This is a genomic window from Bordetella genomosp. 1, from assembly GCF_002261335.1.
GTDB lineage: Bacteria > Pseudomonadota > Gammaproteobacteria > Burkholderiales > Burkholderiaceae_B > Bordetella.
In genome coordinates this window covers 13,110-30,835 of sequence record NZ_NEVL01000005.1, presented here as the reverse complement: position 1 = coordinate 30,835, position 17,726 = coordinate 13,110, and the positions used below count along the sequence as shown (strand labels likewise).

Genomic DNA, 17,726 nt, shown 5'->3' with positions numbered 1-17,726 from the left:
GCCGATGGTTGCGCGCGCAACATACCCCGGCGGCCACGCGGTCACGGGGTATTTTGTTTGGCGACGACCCGCCGTGCTGCGCAATGCTTGCGCACGCGAGTGCTTGAAACAGGCACTTTTGCGCAGTGATTGCGCAGCGAACGAAAAATATTCGAAAAAAAACCGCCTGTGCATGCACGCATTCAAAAAATGATGCATAATTCGGCCCCGTTCGACGAAACGCGAATTTGAAGCGACGACGAGCAGCGGCACGGAGCGATCCCTGTCGAGGCTGGTAGGCGCAGATGACTCGGGATCGTGGGGGTATAGCTCAGCTGGGAGAGCGCTTGCATGGCATGCAAGAGGTCAGCGGTTCGATCCCGCTTACCTCCACCACTTCAACGAACGATAGCAAGTACTAGTGTCCCCTTCGTCTAGAGGCCTAGGACATCACCCTTTCACGGTGAGTACAGGGGTTCGAATCCCCTAGGGGACGCCAGCTCTGCCTGCCAACGCAGAGGCCTGGTTCGGTTGTAGCAATACGCCGCTGCGGAGCGGTAGTTCAGTTGGTTAGAATACCGGCCTGTCACGCCGGGGGTCGCGGGTTCGAGCCCCGTCCGCTCCGCCATCATTCGAAAGTGAAAAGCCACAGCAGATGCTGTGGCTTTTTGCTTTTGTGCGCCCGGCACTCGCGTGCCGGGTGTTGGATCGTGCGCGCGAGTGGCAGGCCACCCAGGCCACCCGGGCCACCCAGGCCACCCGGGCCACGCGTTGCGCGCCCGCCGCGGCGTTTCCGCGCGCTTTGCTTGCCGCAGCCTCGGCCGCGCGGCGCTCAGCGCGAGGCGCCCTCGAGCAGCGCCAGGCAGGCAGGCACCAGCGCGTCGAAATGATGCAGCAGGACGTCGGGCGCGAGCTCGGCCGCGGGAATTTCGGTGTAGCCGAAGTCCACCAAAATCAGGGGCACGCCGGCCGCGCGGGCCGCGCCGGCGTCGGGCTCCGCATCGCCCACCATGATCGTGCGCGCGAGGTCGCCGCCCACGGCGCCGACGGCTTCGATCAGGTGTGCCGGATCCGGCTTGGCCGCGCGCACCGCATCGATGCCCACCACGGCCGCAAAGAACGAGTCCATGCCCAGGCGGGCCAGCAGCTCGCGCGACAGGCCGGTCGGCTTGTTGGTGCAGACCACCAGCCGCGCGCCCGCGGCCTGCAGCCGGGCCAGCGCGTCGATGGCGCCCGGATGGGGCCGGCTCTCGTCGGCGACGTGCGCGCCGTAGTGCGCGAGAAATCGGCCGAAGCGCGCGGCGGCCTCGCCGGCCGGGTCCGCCACCCCGGCGAGCGTCAGCGCGTGCTCGAGCAGCCAGCGCGCGCCGCGGCTGATGTAGGGGCGGGCCTCTTCGTATTCGAGCGGCCGCAGGCCGTCCGGCGCGAGCGCGGCATTCACGGCGGCCACGAGGTCGGGCGCGGACTCCACCAGCGTGCCGTCCAGGTCGAAGGCGATGGTCGCCCCGGCGAGCGCCCCGGCGAGCGCGGCGGCCTGTGCGCCGGCAGGCGTGGCGGCACGTGCGGTGGCTGGAGCGGCGACAGGCGCGGCGGCAGGTGCACCGACAGGTGTGTCGACGGCGGTTGCGACGGATGCAGGGGCGGGCGCGGCGGCGGTCGCGGGCAGGGTTTCACGGGGTGGGGCGGCGTGGCGCCGCAATCGGAGCGTGAGTCCGCAAGCTTAGCGGCCGCGTGCAGGGTTGTCGCGAGGTGCGCCGCGCGATGGGTGGCCGCCGTCAGGTGTGCGCGCCTGCAGCCCCAGGCCGAGCGGCAGCGCCTGCAAGGCGACGGGCGGCCGGCAGGATGATACGGCAGCGGGCGATGCGGACACGATCCGGATCCGGAAAAGAAAAAAGCCACAGCTGAGCTGTGGCTTTTTTTCTTTCGAATGGTGGCGGAGCGGACGGGGCTCGAACCCGCGACCCCCGGCGTGACAGGCCGGTATTCTAACCAACTGAACTACCGCTCCGCAGCGGCGTATTACTACTACCGAGCCAGATCTCTTCAAGGAAAAGCTGGCGTCCCCTAGGGGATTCGAACCCCTGTACTCACCGTGAAAGGGTGATGTCCTAGGCCTCTAGACGAAGGGGACATGGACTAACAGTTTCTTCGCTTATGGTGGTGGAGGTAAGCGGGATCGAACCGCTGACCTCTTGCATGCCATGCAAGCGCTCTCCCAGCTGAGCTATACCCCCGAATACCGACATCATCTGATGATTCGCGGTGTCATCCGCAAGGCATCGTTTGCTGTCCGCCGCTACACAAAACTGGGCCTCGAATCTGCTCTGGCTGGGTGCCCGATCAGCGTTTCCGCTTTGTTTTGTTTCGCGTCGTTGGCGAAGAAACGAGATTATGCACAACTTTCAGGGCCTGTGCAAGTCGGCGTGAAAAAAAAACTGAAAAAAAGTGGTGGGGTACAGTATTTGCTGCCCTGTCCCCCGCATTCGCTTGCGGGCCGGTGCCGCAAAAAACCGCCGCGTGCCGCCCTGCGCAGACCCCTGCGCAAGCCTCGCACACGGCGCAACCGCGGCGCGGCGATGCCGGCAGGGCAGCAGTGCAGCATTTCTTTGCGCGGCTGCAGCGCAACGCCTGGTGGCAAGGAGGTGGAAGTGGCCAGTACCGGATTCATGACGCGCGAGCTCGGCCGCACGGGCATGCACATCACGCGCGTGGGCTTTGGCGCCTGGGCCGTGGGCGGCGGCGATTGGGCGGTCGGTTGGGGCGCGCAGGACGACGCCGATTCGATCCGTGCGATCCGTCACGCCGTCGAACGCGGCGTCAACTGGATCGACACCGCGGCCGTGTACGGCCTGGGTCATTCCGAGGAGGTGGTGCGCCAGGCGCTTGCGCCGCTGGGCGCCGCCGAGCGGCCCTATGTGTTCACCAAGGGCGGCCTTACCTGGTCCGCCAAGGACCGCATGGCGAATCCGCGCCGCACCGGCGCGCCCGACAGCCTGCGGCGCGAACTCGAACAGTCGCTCAAACGACTGGGCACCGATTGCATCGACCTCTACCAGATGCACTGGCCCGCCGGCGACGGCACGCCGATCGAGCTCTACTGGCAGACGCTGCTGGACTTCAAGCGCGAGGGCAAGGTGCGCGCGGTGGGGCTGTCGAATCATGGGGTGGCGGCCTTGCAGGCCGCCGAGGCCCTGGGACACGTCGACAGCCTGCAGCCGCCGTTCTCGGCCATCAAGCGGGACGCGGCCGCCGACGTGCTGCCCTGGTGCGCCAGCCACGGCACCGGCGTGATCGTCTACAGCCCCATGCAATCGGGGCTGCTGTCGGGCGCCTTCGATGCGGCCCGGGCGGCGCGGCTGGGCGGCGACGACTGGCGTTCGCGCAACGCCGAGTTCACGGCGCCGCAACTGGCGCGCAACCTGGCGCTCGCCGACGCGCTCAAGCCGGTGGCCGAACGCCATGGCACCACGCAGGCGGCGGTGGCCGTGGCCTGGACGCTGGCCTGGCCCGGCGTGACCGGCGCCATCGTCGGCGCGCGCAGTCCGGCCCAGGTCGATGGCTGGATCGGCGCGGCCTCGCTGGAGCTGGATTCCGACGACATGGAAGAGATCGCCGATGCGATCGGCCTGAGTGGCGCGGGCAGCGGACCCGCTCGCCCGACCGAAGACGGCGCGCTGCCCGACGATCTGCTCGCCTGAGTCACGTGCGCTGACGCCACGCAGCATGCCGTAACGACTGCGCGGCCAGCGCGCGGGCGCGCTTTGCTACCCTCCCTGCATCGAGTCTGCCGTCCGCGCTTCGCCGCGCGGGCGGCGTTGCAAAGAGGGATCCCGATGCGACGACACACGGCATGGCTGCTGCTGGCGCTGACTTGCGGCCCGGCCGCATTCGCCCAGCCCGCGCCACACGATCACACCGCCGCGAGCAGCGCGGTCGACCAGGAGGCCGACACGCCCGAGCGCGGCCGCGCCCGCGCGGAGGCCGGCGACGCGCTGGCGCAATACCGCCTGGGCGCGTATTACTTCGACAACGGGCGCGACGATGCCCAGGCGCTGCATTGGCTCACGCTGGCGGCGCGCCAGGGCAATGCGGATGCGCAGAACGAGCTCGGCGTGATGGCCGCCCAGGGCCGGGGCGGGCCGACCGACCCCGAGCAGGCGGTGAACTGGTTCCGCCAGGCCGCCGAACAGGGCCTGCCCAAGGGGCAGAACAATCTTGCGGCGATGCTCTTCAAGGGCTTCGGCGTGGCGCGCGACGAGGCGCAGGCCGCGCAATGGTGGCGCCGGTCGGCGGAGCAGGGCGATGCGCAGGCGCAGAACCGGCTCGGCGAGCTCTATCTCACCGGACGCGGCGTGGGCGAGGACAGCGCCCAGGGCGCGCAGTGGCTGCGCCGTGCCGCGGAGCAGGGCCATGCCGAAGCCCAGGACACGCTGGGCCGGCTTTACCTGGAGGGCGTGGGCGTGCCGAAAGACGCGGCGCAGGCCGTGGCCTGGTTCCGCCGCGGCGCCGAGCAGGGCTACGCCGAGGCGCAGCAGCATCTGGCCGAGCAATACGACTTCGGCCGCGGCGTGGCGCAGGATCTCGACCAGGCGCGCGAGTGGTACGCCCGTGCGGCCGCACAGGGTCACCCGCCGGGCCTGTTCAATCTCGGCGCGATGTATGCCAATGGCGAAGGCGCCCCGCTGGACGAGGCGCGGGCCGTGCGCCTGTGGCGCGAGGCGGTGGCGCGCGGCCATCGGCGCGCCACGTACGCGCTGGGGGTGATGTATGCCGAAGGGCGCGCGCTGCCGCGCAGCCTGCCGGCCGCCTATGCCCTGATCGGCGCGACGCCCTCGCCGGATGCCGAGATGCAGGCCTATCGCGACGATGTCGCCGCGCACATGACGCCGGCCGAACGCGAACGGGCCGAGCGGCTGACCGACGCGCTGCGCGCCGCGCCGGGCGGCGCGCAGATGCTGGAGCGGGTGGATGCCGAAACGCGCGACGCGGTGGCTGCCGCGCCGCGCTGAGGGCGGCCGGGGCCGCGCTCAGGTGCGGCGGTTGTAGCGGCCGCGGCCGGCGGCGGCGATCAGCACCAGGCCCATCAGCGCCAGCGCCGGCTTGTCGTCCCAGCGCGTGTAGGGCGTGAGACCGGTCATGCCCTGCACCGACACCGGCAGCACGCCGGGCTGGTGCGCCGGCAGTTGCGCGGCCACGCGCCCGCGGGCATCGATGGCGGCGGTCAGGCCGGTGTTGGTGGCGGTCAGCATGGGACGCGCGGTTTCCATGGTGCGCAGGCGCCCGATCTGCAGATGCTGGCGCAGCGCCCAGGTGTCGCCGAACCAGCCCAGATTGCTCACGTTGGCCAGGATGGTGGCGCCCGCCTCGCCATTCGGGCCGGGCTGCAGCGCGGGCAGCAGCTCGGTGCCGAACAGATCTTCGTAGCAGATGTTGAAGGCGATGTGCTGGCCGGCCACCGCGAAGGGCTTCTGGCGTGCGGCGCCGCTGTCGAAGTCGCCCAGCGGGATGTCCAGCATCTCGACGAACCAGCGGAAGCCCGGCGGCACGTACTCGCCCCAGGGCACCAGGTGTTGTTTGTCGTAGCGCATCGCGGTGGTGCCGGCGGCCAGCTGCGCGGCGCTGGTGCTGCCGTCGAAGCCCAGCACGCTGTTGGTGTAGCTCGGCCGGCCATCGGCGCCGCGGGTGTGCAGCGGCACGCCCATGGCGATGGTGGCCTGCTGGCGCGCGGCGATCTCGCGCCAGGCGTCCCAGACGCGCGGATCGAGCTGGTCCTGGAACACCGGCAGCACGGTCTCGGGCAGGATGATGAGCTGCGGCCGCGGCACGCCCTCGGCCGGCGGCAGGGCCGCGAGCTCGAGATGGCGCAGCAGGTTCTGCTGCAGCAGCGCCGGATCGAATTTCTGCGACTGCTCGACATTGCCCTGCACCAGGCGCACCGTGATAGGGTCGCCGCTGGCGCGCGACCACGCGATCATGCCGAGCGGCCAGCCGGCCAGCACGATGACCAGCGCGATGCCGAACGCCAGGCCATGGCGCGCATCGAAGCGCAGGCCGCCGGCATCGGCGCGCTCGGCGTGCCAGAGCCCGGCCAGCGCGGCGGCGGCGAAGGCGGCGAACAGCGCCATGCCATGCACGCCCAGCAGCGGCGCCCAGCCCGAGAGCGGACCGTCGACGTGGGCATAGCCGATGTTGAGCCAGGGGAAGCCGGTCCAGATGGTGGCGCGCAGCCACTCGAAGAAGGCCCAGCAGGCGGCCCACGTCGCGGCCGCCCAGAGTGCCTGGCGCGCCTGCGCGTTGACGCCGTCGAGCGCGCGCGGCGGGCAGAACCAGCGCGCGATCGCGCAGGCCAGGCCGGGGAAGATCGCCAGGAACAGCGACAGCGCCAGCACGCCGCCCACCGCCAGCGGCGCGGACAGCCCGCCGTAGCGATGCATGCTGACGAACAGCCAGTACAGGCCGATGCTGAAACTGAAGGAGGAGAACCACCAGCCGCGTGCCAGCGCGGCGCGCAGCGTGGGCGCGCGCAGCGTGGCGTGCGCGGCCACGGCCAGGGTCAGGATCTGCAGCAGGGCCAGCGACCAGGCCGGCAGCGGGCCCGGCGCGAAGGTGAGGGCGTGCAGGCTGCCGGCGCCGGCCAGCCAGGCCGCGCCGCGCAGCGTGCCGGCCGCGGGCCGGCGCAACCAGGCGGGGCGCGTCATGCCTGCGTGTCGGCGCTCGCCGCGGCGGGCTTGCGGTAGACCCGCAGCCACAGGGCGCGGCGCGGATCGGCGCGGATGACCTCGATCTTCAGGCCATCGAACTCGGCGCTGTCGCCGCGGCGCGGGATGCGGTCGAGCTCGCCGCCGAGCCAGCCGCCGACGCTGTCGTACTCGTCGTCGGGCAGCGCGGTGCCGAAGGTCTCGTTGAAGTGGCTGATGTCAGTCGAGGCCAGCAGGCGCCACTGGTTTTCCTCTTCGGGGAAGATCGATTCTTCTTCGTCTTCGTCGAATTCGTCTTCGATGTCGCCGACGATCTGTTCGAGCACGTCTTCCATGGTGACCAGGCCCGAGATGCCGCCATGCTCATCGATGACGATGGCGATGTGGTTGCGGCTGGCGCGGAACTCGTGCAGGAGCACGTTCAGGCGCTTGACCTCGGGGATGAAGACGGCCGGGCGGATCAGCGAGCGGACTTCCAGCCCGGGATCCTGCATCACGCGCAGCAGGTCCTTGGCGAGCAGGATGCCGAGGATGTTGTCGCGATCGTTTTCGTAGACGGGAAAGCGCGAGTGCGCGGTGTCGACGATGGTGGCCAGCAGCTGGGGCAGCGGCAGCGCCACGTCGAGGAGATCCATGCGCGAGCGCGGCACCATGATGTCGGCGACGGTGCGCTCGGACACGGCCAGCGCGCCCTTCAACATGGTGTATGACTCGGCATCGAGCAGGGCGCGGTCGTGGGCGGCATCGAGCACCGCCTTGATGCCCTCGCGGTCTTCGGGCTCACGCCGGACCAGCCTGAGCAGGCGGTCGAGCAGGGATTTGGTGGGTTTGGTGGAGCGCGCGGCGGGCGCGTCGGCAGCAGGGTAGGGGTCGGACATCGTCCAAATGGACTCGTTTCTAAAAACCCAGCATAACCCAAGTTGCAGACATAGTTGTAACGACGGCGCGAACGCGTCCCCAACGTGACCCGATCCGCGCCGATATGCGCGTCCTGCGCCGTCAACCCGCGCAGGACGGCGCCTCAGTCGGCAATCACGTAGGGATCGGTGATGCCCATGCGCGCCAGGATCGCGGTTTCGAGCGTTTCCATGCGGCGGGCGTCGCGCGCCTTGAGGTGGTCGTAGCCCAGGGCGTGCAGCACGCCGTGGATCGTGAGGTGGGCGGCGCGCTCGACGAAGGCCTTCTTCTGCTCGCGCGCCTCGCGCGCCAGCACCGGCACGCAGATCACGATGTCGCCGCGCGCCACGCCCAGCGGATCGACCCCGTATTCGAAGGTCAGCACGTTGGTGGCGTAGTCGCGCCCGCGGAAGTCGCGATTCAGCCGTTTGCCCTCGGCCTGGCCCACCAGGCGCAGCGACAGCTCGACCGAGTCGAACTCGGTCAGGCCGTCGGCCCGGGCGCCGTCCAGCGCGTAGCGGGCCCAGCGGCGCAGCCGGTGGCGCGGCAGGCGCGCCTCGGCCACGCCGTATTGCACGGCCAGCGACAGGCCCGCGCTCATCGGCCGCCCTCGTCCTGCTCGGCCTTGTCGTAGGCGTCGACGATGCGGGCCACCAGCGGATGGCGCACGACGTCGCGGCTGGTGAAGCGCGTCATGGCGATGCCCTGCACGTCTTCGAGCACCTTCACGGCATGGGCCAGGCCCGATTGCTGGCCGCGCGGCAGGTCGACCTGCGAGGGATCGCCGGTGATCACCGCCTTGCTGCCGAAGCCGATCCGGGTGAGGAACATCTTCATCTGCTCGGGCGTGGTGTTCTGCGCCTCGTCGAGGATCACGAACGAATGGTTGAGCGTGCGCCCGCGCATGTAGGCCAGCGGGGCGATCTCGATGCTCTGCTTCTCGAACATGCGCTGCACCCGCTCGAAGCCCATCAGGTCGTAGAGGGCGTCGTAGAGCGGGCGCAGATAGGGGTCGACCTTCTGCGCCAGGTCGCCGGGCAGGAAGCCCAGGCGCTCGCCGGCCTCGACGGCCGGGCGCGTCAGCACCAGGCGCTGCACCGTGTCGCGCTCCATCGCGTCGATGGCGCAGGCCACCGCCAGCCAGGTCTTGCCGGTGCCGGCCGGGCCCACGCCGAAGGTGATGTCGTGCTTGAGGATGTTGTTGAGGTAGTCGCGCTGGCGCGGCGTGCGCGGGCGCAGGTCGGTGCGCTTGGTGCGCAACAGCACGCCGTTGCTCTCGTCGTCGACCGGCGGCAGCGGGTCGAGATTGCGCGGATCCTCGGCGACCTCGGCCTCGGGCTCGTTCTTGCGCCCCACGCCGATCTCGACCAGGCCGAGCTGGATGTCGTCGACGCTGAGCGCGCGGTGCGTGGCCTGCTCGTAGAAGCGGCGCAGCGCGCGGCCTGCCAGGTCGGCGTGCTCGCCTTCGATGGTCACGCGCGAGCCGCGGCGGTTGAGCGTGACGCCCATGCCGTCGGCCAGCTGGCGCAGGTTCTCGTCGAGCGGACCACACAGGTTGGACAGGTGGATGTTGTCGCCATCGAGCGTGACGATGACGGGCATGCCACGACGGCTCTTGCTGCGGGGTTGGCTCATGCGGCTCCCTGGAGGTGCGGCTGTTCGGCCGCCAGTCGGCCGCGCAGCGAATTGGTGTTGGCGTGCGTGATCACCACGTCGGCCATGTGGCCGATCAGCGAACGCGGGCCGGGGAAATTGACGATGCGGTTGTTTTCCGTGCGTCCCATCAGCTCGTTGACGTCGCGACGCGAGGTGCCTTCGATCAGCAGGCGCTGGGTGGTGCCGAGCATGCCCTGGGAGATGGCGGCGGCCTGCTCGTTGATCAAGGCCTGCAGGCGTTGCAGGCGCTTGAGCTTGACGTCGGCCGGGGTGTCGTCGTGCAGGTCGGCGGCCGGGGTGCCCGGGCGGCGCGAGTAGACGAACGAGAACGAGGTGTCGAAGCCCACGTCCGCGATCAGCTTCATGGTCTTTTCGAAGTCTTCCTCGGTTTCGCCCGGGAAGCCCACGATGAAATCGGACGACAGGGTGAGGTTGGGCCGCGCGCTGCGCAGCTTGCGCACCACCGACTTGAACTCGAGCGCGGTGTAGCCGCGCTTCATGTTGGCCAGCACGCGGTCGCTGCCGGCCTGCACCGGCAGGTGCAGGAACGACACCAGCTTGGGCAGGCGCGCGTAGGCGTCGACCATGCGCTGGGTCATTTCCTTGGGGTGCGAGGTGGTGTAGCGGATGCGTTCGATGCCGGGCACCTCGTGCACGTATTCGAGCAGGGTGGCGAAGTCGGCGATCTCGCCGCTGTCGCCCATCGGGCCGCGGTAGGCGTTGACGTTCTGGCCCAGCAGCGTGACTTCCTTCACGCCCTGGTCGGCCAGGTCGGCAACTTCGATCAGCACGTCGTCGAAGGGGCGCGAGACTTCGGCGCCGCGCGTGTAGGGCACGACACAGAAGCTGCAATACTTGCTACAGCCTTCCATGATGGAGACGAACGCGGTCGCGCCTTCGACGCGCGGCGGCGGCAGGGCGTCGAACTTCTCGATCTCGGGAAAGCTGATGTCGACCTGCGAGCGGCCTTCGCTGCGGCGCCGGCGGATCAGCTCGGGCAGGCGGTGCAGGGTCTGCGGGCCGAACACCACGTCGACGTAGGGCGCGCGCTTGACGATGGCCTCGCCTTCCTGGCTGGCCACGCAACCGCCCACGCCGATCACGAGGTTGGGGTTCATGCGCTTGAGATGCTGCACCCGGCCGAGGTCGGAAAACACCTTTTCCTGCGCCTTCTCGCGCACCGAACAGGTGTTGAACAGGATGACGTCGGCCTCTTCGGGATTCTCGGTGACTTCCAGTCCCTGGTCCTCGCGCAGCACGTCGACCATCTTGTCGGAGTCGTACTCGTTCATCTGGCAGCCGAAGGTGCGGATGTAGAGCTTGCGGGCGTTGGCGGGAATGTCGAGCGGGGTGGCCGCGGCGATGTCGGCCGGGGCGGGGGCGGCGGCCGAGCCGTCGCGCTTGAGCGTGGTTTCTTGCATGAGCGTGCGCCGTGACGGGTTTATATCCCGGGGGCGGTAGGGAGGGCTGGGGAACCCGGGATTTTAGCTGGTTACCGGGATTGTCTTGGTCTGGCAGCCTCGGGCCGTTACTATTGCCGCCCGGAACGTTGTGTTTTTGCGTTCCGGCCCCGATCGACCACAGGCCTCGCGCCCGCGCCACGCATGAACATCACGCCCCCGATCCCGACTCCGCCGCTGGCCGAACCGCCGCGCTTTCCCGTGTCGCGCGCCGTGCTGGCCACGCTGCTCGCGCTGGCCGCGATGGCCGCGAGCGCGCACTGGTTCGACCAGGCGCTGACGCTCTGGATCCATGCCCACGTGAGCGAGTCCACCAATACCGCGTTCGAGTGGGTGGGCGAGCTGGGCGACCCGGATCTGTACCTCGCCGCGGCGCTGGCCGCCTATGTGCTGTCGCTGATGGGCCTGCAGCGCGGCTGGCGCTGCCCGCTCCAGGCGGGCTTCGAGCGCGTCGCCCGGGTCTGCACGCTGCTGATGGCCACCATGGCGGTGGGCGGCATCGTGACCCTCCTGCTCAAGCGCCTGGTGTCGCGCGCCCGGCCGGAAGAGCTGCTCGACGACAAGTTCTACGGCATCGGCGATTTCTTCGCCGGCGAGCCCTTCGATTCCTTCCCCTCCAGCCACACGCAATCGGCCTTCGCCGTGGCGGCCGTGATCGCCATCGTGGCGCCGCGCTGGCGCTGGCCGGTGTACGCGCTGGCCGCGCTGGTGGCGGTGAGCCGGGTGGTCAACCGCGACCACTACCTGAGCGACGTGGCCGGCGGCGCCCTGATCGCCATCCTGAGCGCGGCCGTCCTGGCGCCGCGGGTGCTGTCGTCGCGCTACAGCTGGCCGCTGCGCGCGCCGTGGCGCTGGCGCCAACCGGCCGGCAAGGCCACGCCGCCGGCCCAGCCCTGAACTGAACTGCCACGACAAGCCGCCCGAGGGCGGCTTTTTCATGGGCGGGCGTGGGGCTGCCCGGCGCCGGGTTGCCCCGCGCCCGGCAGCCCGGCGCCCGGTTTCAGGACGCGCCTGTGTGGCGGGCCGGGCAGGGGTTCCGTGGCCGGGCCACGCTCCGCGGCGGCACCATGAAAAACACCCCAGGACGGCGGGCGCCGTGCCTGGGGTGCGTGTGCCGGCCGCGCAAGGCGGCGGGCGCGGAAGATCAGGCGGTTTCGACGCCGTCTTCGTCTTTCTTGACCGGCTTGACCAGGTCTTCGCGCTTGACGCCCATCCACATCGCCAGCGCGGCGGCCACGAACACCGACGAGTAGATACCGAACCAGATACCGATCGTGAGCGCCAGGGCGAAGTAGTGCAGGGTGGGACCGCCGAAGAACAGCATGGCCAGCACCATCATCTGCGTCGAGCCGTGGGTGATGATGGTGCGCGAGATGGTCTGCGTGATGGCGCTGTCGATCACCTCGTGCACGCTGGCCTTGCGGTACTTGCGGAAGTTCTCGCGGATCCGGTCCATGATGACCACGGATTCGTTGACCGAGTAGCCCAGCACCGCCAGCACGCCGGCCAGCACCGAGAGCGAGAATTCCCACTGGAAGAACGCGAAGAAGCCCAAGATGATGACCACGTCGTGCAGGTTGGCGATCACGCCGGCCACGGCGAACTTCCATTCGAAGCGTATGCCGAGGTAGACCATGATGCCGATCACCACGACCAGCAGCGCCATCATGCCGTTGTGCAGCAGCTCCTGGCCGACCTGCGGACCGACGAACTCGACGCGGCGCAGCTCGACCGACGGATCGGCGGCCTTGAGGGCGCCCATCACGGTTTCGCTCTGCGTGGCCGAGGTCTGGCCCGCTGCCACCGGCAGGCGGATCATGACGTCGCGCGAGGTGCCGAAGTTCTGCACCTGGAAGTCGGTGTAGCCCAGCTTGGACACCGCGCCGCGCACCTGGTCGAGCTGCGCGGTCTGGGCATAGTTCACCTCCATGACCGTGCCGCCGGTGAATTCGATCGACAGGTGGAAGCCGCGCGTGATGATGAAGAACACCGCCGCCAGGAAAGTCACCAGGCTGATGATGTTCAGCACCAGCGCGTGGCGCATGAACGGGATGGTGCGATGAATCCGGAAAAATTCCATGTTACGCCTTGCAGGTAGCCCGGCCGGGCGGCTGGTTCAGCCGCCCGCGCCAGTTCAGTTTGCCTTGGTGGTGGAGGGTTTCCACACGGTGCCGATCGACAGGTGCGTGAGCTTTTTCTGACGGCCATACCAGAAGTTGGCCAGGGCGCGCACGCCCACCACCGACGAGAACATCGAGGTGACGATGCCCAGGCAGTGCACCACCGCGAAGCCCCGGATCGGGCCCGAACCGAAGGCCAGCAGCGCCAGGCCCACGATCAGCGTGGTCAGGTTGGAGTCGAGAATCGTGCCCCACGCGCGCTCGAAGCCATGATGGATGGCCTGTTGCGGCGAGGCGCCGTTGCGCAGCTCTTCCCGGATACGTTCGTTGATCAGCACGTTCGAGTCGATGGCCATGCCGAGCGTGAGCGCGATGGCCGCGATGCCGGGCAGCGTGAGCGTGGCCTGCAGCATCGAGAGCAGCGCCAGCAGCAGCAGCACGTTCAGCGTCAGGCCCAGCGTCGAGAACACGCCGAACAGGTGGTAGTAGATGATGATGAAGACCGCGATCGCCAGGAAGCCGTACAGGGTGGAGTAGAAGCCCTTGGCGATGTTGTCGGCGCCCAGGCTGGGGCCGATGGTGCGTTCTTCGATGATCGACATCGGCGCGGCCAGCGCACCGGCGCGCAGCAGCAGCGCGGTGTCGGCGGCTTCCTCGGCGCTCATCGAGCCCGAGATCTGCACCTGGCCACCGGCGATCTCCGAACGGATCACCGGCGCGGTCACGACCTCGCCCTTGCCGTTTTCGAACAGCAGGATGGCCATGCGGCGGCCGATGTTGTCGCGGGTCACGTCGCGGAAGATGCGGGCGCCCTTGGTGTCGAGCGTCAGGTGCACCGCGGCCTGCTGGGTCTGCGAATCGCGGCCGGGCTGGGCGTCCTGGAGGTTTTCACCGGTCAGGATGACCTGGCGGCGCACCAGCAGCGGACGGCCGTCGCGGTCGGTGTAGCGCTCGAGACCGAACGGCACGGTGCCGGCGGCCAGCGCGCTGGAGGCGCCCGGCGAGTCGTCGACCATGCGGATTTCGAGGGTGGCGGTACGGCCCAGCAGTTCCTTGGCCTTGGCCACGTCCTGCACGCCCGGCAGTTGCACGATGATGCGGTCGCTGCCCTGCTGCTGGATCACGGGTTCGGCCACGCCGAGTTCGTTGATCCGGTTGTGCAGGGTGTTGATGTTCTGCTTGAGCGCGGTGTCCTGGACGCGGGTGATCGCGGCGGGGGCGAGCTCGCCGACCAGGGCCGGACGGCCGCCGTTGTCGGCATCGGTGAACTGCAGGTCGGCCATGCGGCTGCGCAGCGCGTCGCGGGCGCGGTCGCGCAGCTCGGCGTTGGCGAAGGTGGCCTGCACGGCCATGCCGGTGCGCTCGACGCCGGCGACATCGATCTTCTGGTCGCGCAGGGTGGCGCGCACGTCGGTGGCGAGCGAGTCGTAGCGCGCGGTCAGGGCGCCCTGCATGTCGACCTGCAGCAGGAAGTGCACGCCGCCGCGCAGGTCCAGGCCGAGGTACATGGGTTTGGGCTCGAACCAGCCCAGGCTGCGCATCCACGGAGGCGAAGCGGGCAGCAGGTTCAGCGCCACGGTGTAGTGGGGGTCGCCGGCGACGGTGTTCAGCGTGCGGTCGAGCAGGTCGCGCGCCTGCAGCTGGATGTCGGTGGAGGCGAAGCGGGCCCGGATGGTGCCCAGGGTGCCATTCAGCTCGTAATAGACGCTGGTGGCGGGAAGCTTGGCGTCGGCCAGGATCTGCTCGACGCGCTCCAGCATGCCGGGCTCGACCTTGATGGTGGCTTTGGCGCTGGAGATCTGAACGGCGGGCGATTCACCGTAGAAATTGGGCAGGGTGTAGAGCAGGCCGATGACGACCGCAACCAGGACCGTGATGTACTTCCAGAGGGGATAGCGGTTCATTGCCGGCTACTTATCAAGGGGTGGAGCGGAACAAGGCCCCGCTCGTGAGCGGGGCCTGATCTGACGATTACAGGGCCTTGATGGTTCCCTTGGGCAGCACGGTGGTCACCGAGGCCTTTTGCAGCGTGACTTCGACGGGCTTGTCGGCCAGCTCGGCGACTTCGATGGTGATGTAGCTGTCGGTCACCTTCGAGACCTTGCCCAGCATGCCGCCGGCGGTGACGACTTCGTCGCCCTTGGCCAGCGCGGCAACCAGGTTGCGGTGTTCTTTCTGGCGCTTCATCTGCGGACGGATCATCAGGAAATAGAGGATCACGAACATCAGGATGATGGGCAGCATGCTCATCAGCGGATTGCCTTCAGCGGCCTGGGCCAGGACGATGCCAGCGGTGTCGATAGCAGACATGGAGTAACTCCTTGGTTATTCGATTGGTACGTAAATGCGCTACGTATTTTTCGGTACGTATTCGGGTACGCGTGTGTTGTTATGTCCCTATCCCCCGCGCGAGCCATGGGTAGGGCAGCCGGCTATTGTAGCGAGGTTGCGCGGCGCGGTCCGGGCGGCCACGCGGGGCGCGGCCACGACGGCCGCCAAAGACGTCGTCCTCAGGGAAAACGCCTAGGGCGGCACGGCGCGCCGGCTACTCGATGCCGCGCTTGCGGTCGGCCGCGAACTGGGCGCGCCAGGCGTCGAAGCGGCCCTCGGCGATGGCTTCCCGCATCTCGGCCATGATGGTCAGGTAGAAGTGCAGGTTGTGCAGGGTGTTCAGGCGGGCGCCGGTGATCTCGTTGGCGCGCTGCAGGTGATGCAGGTAGGCGCGCGAGAAGTGCTGGCAGGTGTGGCAGGCGCAGCTGGGATCGAGCGGGCGCGTGTCGTCGCGGTACTTGGCGTTGCGGATCTTCACGTCGCCGAAGCGGGTGAAGAGCCAGCCGTTGCGGGCGTTGCGGGTCGGCATCACGCAATCGAACATGTCGACGCCGCGCGCGACGCCCTCGACCAGGTCCTCGGGCGTGCCCACGCCCATCAGGTAGCGCGGCCGGTCCTGGGGCAGCTTCGGCGTGACGTGCGCCAGGATGCGCATCATGTCTTCCTTGGGCTCGCCCACCGACAGGCCGCCGATGGCGTAGCCGTGGAAGCCGATGTCGGTCAGGCCGGCCAGCGACTCGTCGCGCAGGTGTTCATACATGCCGCCCTGCACGATGCCGAACAGCGCGTTCGGATTCTCGAGGCCGTCGAAGGCCTCGCGCGAGCGGCGCGCCCAGCGCAGCGACATGCGCATCGAGCGGGCGGCTTCCTCGGCGGTGGCCGGGCGGCCGTCGATCTCGTAGGGGGTGCACTCGTCGAACACCATCACGATGTCGGAGTTGAGCGAGCGCTGGATGCGCATCGACTCCTCGGGCGTGAGGAACAGCCGCGCGCCGTCGATCGGGGAGGCGAACTTCACGCCTTCCTCGGTGATCTTGCGCATGCCCTGCAGGCTGAAGACCTGGAAGCCGCCCGAGTCGGTGAGGATGGGCTTGTCCCACTGCATGAAGCCGTGCAGGCCGCCGTGCTTCTCCATGATTTCCGTGCCCGGGCGCAGCCACAGGTGGAAGGTGTTGCCCAGCACGATCTGCGAGCCGATCTCCTTGAGCTCGTGCGGCATCATGGCCTTCACGCTGCCGTAGGTGCCGACCGGCATGAAGATGGGGGTCTCGACCACGCCGTGGTTGAGGGTCATTCGGCCGCGGCGGGCCGCGCCGTCGGTGGCGAGCAGTTCGAAGTTCAATCCGGTCATGGCTGGGGCGTTTCGATGAACATGGCGTCGCCATAGCTGAAGAAGCGGTAGCGCTGGGCCACGGCATGGGCGTAGGCGCGGCGGATGGGGTCCATCCCGGCCAGCGCCGACACCAGCATCAGCAGGGTCGACTGCGGCAGGTGGAAATTGGTGAGCAGGGCGTCGACCACACGATAGGTGTAGCCGGGCGTGATGAACAGACGGGTGTCGCCGCTGGCGGCGCCCAGGCCGGCGGGGCCGGCGGTGCCTTGCCCGGCGCTGTGGGCGGCGGCCGATTCGAGGGCGCGCACGCTGGTGGTGCCGACCGCGATCACGCGCCCGCCGGCCTGGCGCGCGCGCTCGATGGCGGCCACGGTCTCGGGCGGCACGGTGTACCACTCCGAATGCATGATGTGATCCGAGAGATTGTCGACCCGCACCGGCTGGAAGGTGCCGGCGCCCACGTGCAGGGTGACGAAGGCGCGTTCGACGCCCTGCGCCGCCAGGCGCGCGAGCATCGGCTCGTCGAAATGCAGGCCGGCGGTCGGCGCGGCCACCGCGCCCGGCTCGCGGGCGTACACGGTCTGGTAGCGCGTGTCGTCTTCCTGGTCGGCGGCGTGCGTGATGTAGGGCGGCAGCGGCGTGGCGCCGTGGGCGTCGAGCAGGTCCAGCACGGGCGCCGGAAAGCGCAGCTCGAACAGTTCGCCCTGGCGGCCCAGCACTTCGGCCTCGAAGGCGTCGTCGGCCAGGCGCAGCGTCATGCCCGCGCCGGGCGACTTGCTGGCGCGCACGTGGGCCAGCGCCCGATCGGTGTCGGTGATGCGTTCGACCAGCACCTCGACCTTGCCGCCGGTGGCCTTCTGGCCCGTGAGGCGCGCCTTGATGACGCGGGTGTCGTTGAACACCAGCAGGTCATGCGGGCGCAGCAGGCCGGCCAGGTCGGGGAACTGGCGGTCGTGCAGCTGGCTGGCGCGGTCGAGATGCAGCAGCCGGCTGCCGCCGCGCTCGGCGGCGGGCGTCTGCGCGATCAGCTCGTCGGGCAGCACGTAATCGAAGTCGGCGACGGTGTAGGTTTGGGACACGATGGGCAATCAAGAACGTAGGGAAAGGCGGGCCGGGGCGGGCGGCGGCGGGCGGGCGCTCGCGCGCCGGCCGGGCCGGGTCGGACCGCGGCGGGCCTGCGCCGGGGCGGCCGGCAGCCGCGGGCGCCGGCTCGGCGCCATGCCGAAATCCGGCCGGGCGTCGCGCAACGGTG

14 protein-coding genes and 6 tRNA genes are annotated in these 17,726 nt (G+C 69.2%); 6 read left to right on the top strand and 14 right to left on the bottom strand.

Annotation, left to right across the window (positions count from 1 at the left end):
• The first annotated feature begins 299 nt into the window (after nucleotides 1-299).
• The 3 genes from CEG14_RS20875 (at nucleotide 300) to CEG14_RS20865 (ending at nucleotide 607) form a co-directional block, all read left to right on the top strand.
• Nucleotides 300-375 (top strand) — tRNA-Ala (locus CEG14_RS20875).
• Between the two features lie 27 nt (nucleotides 376-402).
• A tRNA-Glu gene (locus CEG14_RS20870) sits at nucleotides 403-478 on the top strand.
• 52 nt (nucleotides 479-530) lie between these two features.
• Nucleotides 531-607: transfer RNA gene (locus tag CEG14_RS20865), tRNA-Asp, on the top strand.
• 204 nt (nucleotides 608-811) lie between these two features.
• Here the strand turns inward: CEG14_RS20865 and gph are convergent.
• From gph to CEG14_RS20845, 4 genes are all read right to left on the bottom strand, one after another.
• Nucleotides 812-1,477 (bottom strand): phosphoglycolate phosphatase, encoded by a 666-nt coding sequence (gene gph, locus CEG14_RS20860; RefSeq protein WP_094828555.1) that lies wholly within the window; start codon nucleotides 1,475-1,477, stop codon nucleotides 812-814.
• Nucleotides 1,478-1,910: 433 nt separating this feature from the next.
• A tRNA-Asp gene (locus tag CEG14_RS20855) sits at nucleotides 1,911-1,987 on the bottom strand.
• A 47-nt stretch (nucleotides 1,988-2,034) separates the two neighbouring features.
• Nucleotides 2,035-2,110 (bottom strand) — tRNA-Glu (locus CEG14_RS20850).
• Nucleotides 2,111-2,137: 27 nt separating this feature from the next.
• Nucleotides 2,138-2,213, bottom strand: a tRNA-Ala gene (locus tag CEG14_RS20845).
• Between the two features lie 459 nt (nucleotides 2,214-2,672).
• On the opposite strand from CEG14_RS20845, the gene CEG14_RS20840 reads away from it, so the two are divergent.
• Both CEG14_RS20840 and CEG14_RS20835 read left to right on the top strand, forming a co-directional pair.
• A complete protein-coding gene (locus CEG14_RS20840; RefSeq protein WP_094828554.1) occupies nucleotides 2,673-3,677 on the top strand; it encodes an aldo/keto reductase in 1,005 nt (334 codons plus the stop codon).
• A gap of 135 nt (nucleotides 3,678-3,812) precedes the next feature.
• Complete coding sequence (locus CEG14_RS20835; protein ID WP_094828332.1) at nucleotides 3,813-4,988, top strand: SEL1-like repeat protein; 1,176 nt, start codon at nucleotides 3,813-3,815, stop codon at nucleotides 4,986-4,988.
• An 18-nt stretch (nucleotides 4,989-5,006) separates the two neighbouring features.
• On the opposite strand, the gene lnt is transcribed toward CEG14_RS20835, so the two are convergent.
• The 5 genes from lnt to miaB form a co-directional block, all read right to left on the bottom strand.
• Complete coding sequence (gene lnt / locus CEG14_RS20830) at nucleotides 5,007-6,677, bottom strand: apolipoprotein N-acyltransferase (RefSeq protein WP_094828331.1); 1,671 nt, start codon at nucleotides 6,675-6,677, stop codon at nucleotides 5,007-5,009.
• Nucleotides 6,674-7,555, bottom strand: coding sequence for an HlyC/CorC family transporter (locus tag CEG14_RS20825; RefSeq protein WP_094828330.1), 882 nt, complete (start codon nucleotides 7,553-7,555; stop codon nucleotides 6,674-6,676). Before CEG14_RS20825 ends, lnt begins: the two co-directional genes overlap by 4 nt.
• 143 nt (nucleotides 7,556-7,698) lie before the next feature.
• Nucleotides 7,699-8,175: an rRNA maturation RNase YbeY gene (ybeY, locus tag CEG14_RS20820; RefSeq protein ID WP_094828329.1), complete on the bottom strand. Its 477-nt coding sequence runs from the start codon at nucleotides 8,173-8,175 to the stop codon at nucleotides 7,699-7,701.
• Entirely contained in the window at nucleotides 8,172-9,209 is a 1,038-nt protein-coding gene (locus tag CEG14_RS20815) for a PhoH family protein (RefSeq protein WP_094828328.1), read from the bottom strand. The genes ybeY and CEG14_RS20815 overlap by 4 nt, the downstream gene beginning before the upstream one ends.
• Nucleotides 9,206-10,651 (bottom strand): tRNA (N6-isopentenyl adenosine(37)-C2)-methylthiotransferase MiaB, encoded by a 1,446-nt coding sequence (gene miaB / locus CEG14_RS20810; RefSeq protein ID WP_094828327.1) that lies wholly within the window; start codon nucleotides 10,649-10,651, stop codon nucleotides 9,206-9,208. The genes CEG14_RS20815 and miaB overlap by 4 nt, the downstream gene beginning before the upstream one ends.
• Nucleotides 10,652-10,834: 183 nt before the next feature.
• On the opposite strand from miaB, the gene CEG14_RS20805 reads away from it, so the two are divergent.
• Nucleotides 10,835-11,587 (top strand): phosphatase PAP2 family protein, encoded by a 753-nt coding sequence (locus CEG14_RS20805; protein WP_094828326.1) that lies wholly within the window; start codon nucleotides 10,835-10,837, stop codon nucleotides 11,585-11,587.
• 247 nt (nucleotides 11,588-11,834) lie between these two features.
• Here the strand turns inward: CEG14_RS20805 and secF are convergent, their stop codons facing one another.
• The 5 genes from secF to queA all read right to left on the bottom strand — a co-directional run bounded on the left by secF (nucleotide 11,835) and on the right by queA (nucleotide 17,553).
• On the bottom strand, nucleotides 11,835-12,770 hold the full coding sequence (gene secF, locus CEG14_RS20800) for a protein translocase subunit SecF (RefSeq protein WP_094828325.1): 936 nt from the start codon (nucleotides 12,768-12,770) through the stop codon (nucleotides 11,835-11,837).
• A 54-nt stretch (nucleotides 12,771-12,824) separates the two neighbouring features.
• Nucleotides 12,825-14,714 (bottom strand): protein translocase subunit SecD, encoded by a 1,890-nt coding sequence (gene secD / locus CEG14_RS20795; RefSeq protein ID WP_094828324.1) that lies wholly within the window; start codon nucleotides 14,712-14,714, stop codon nucleotides 12,825-12,827.
• Nucleotides 14,715-14,781: 67 nt separating this feature from the next.
• A complete protein-coding gene (yajC, locus tag CEG14_RS20790) occupies nucleotides 14,782-15,120 on the bottom strand; it encodes a preprotein translocase subunit YajC (RefSeq protein WP_094828323.1) in 339 nt (112 codons plus the stop codon).
• A 235-nt stretch (nucleotides 15,121-15,355) separates the two neighbouring features.
• On the bottom strand, nucleotides 15,356-16,492 hold the full coding sequence (gene tgt, locus CEG14_RS20785) for a tRNA guanosine(34) transglycosylase Tgt (RefSeq protein ID WP_094828322.1): 1,137 nt from the start codon (nucleotides 16,490-16,492) through the stop codon (nucleotides 15,356-15,358).
• The gene (queA, locus tag CEG14_RS20780) at nucleotides 16,489-17,553 is read right to left on the bottom strand and encodes a tRNA preQ1(34) S-adenosylmethionine ribosyltransferase-isomerase QueA (protein ID WP_094828321.1); all 1,065 of its coding nucleotides are present in this window, start codon (nucleotides 17,551-17,553) and stop codon (nucleotides 16,489-16,491) included. The genes tgt and queA overlap by 4 nt, the downstream gene beginning before the upstream one ends.
• Nucleotides 17,554-17,726 lie beyond the last annotated feature (173 nt).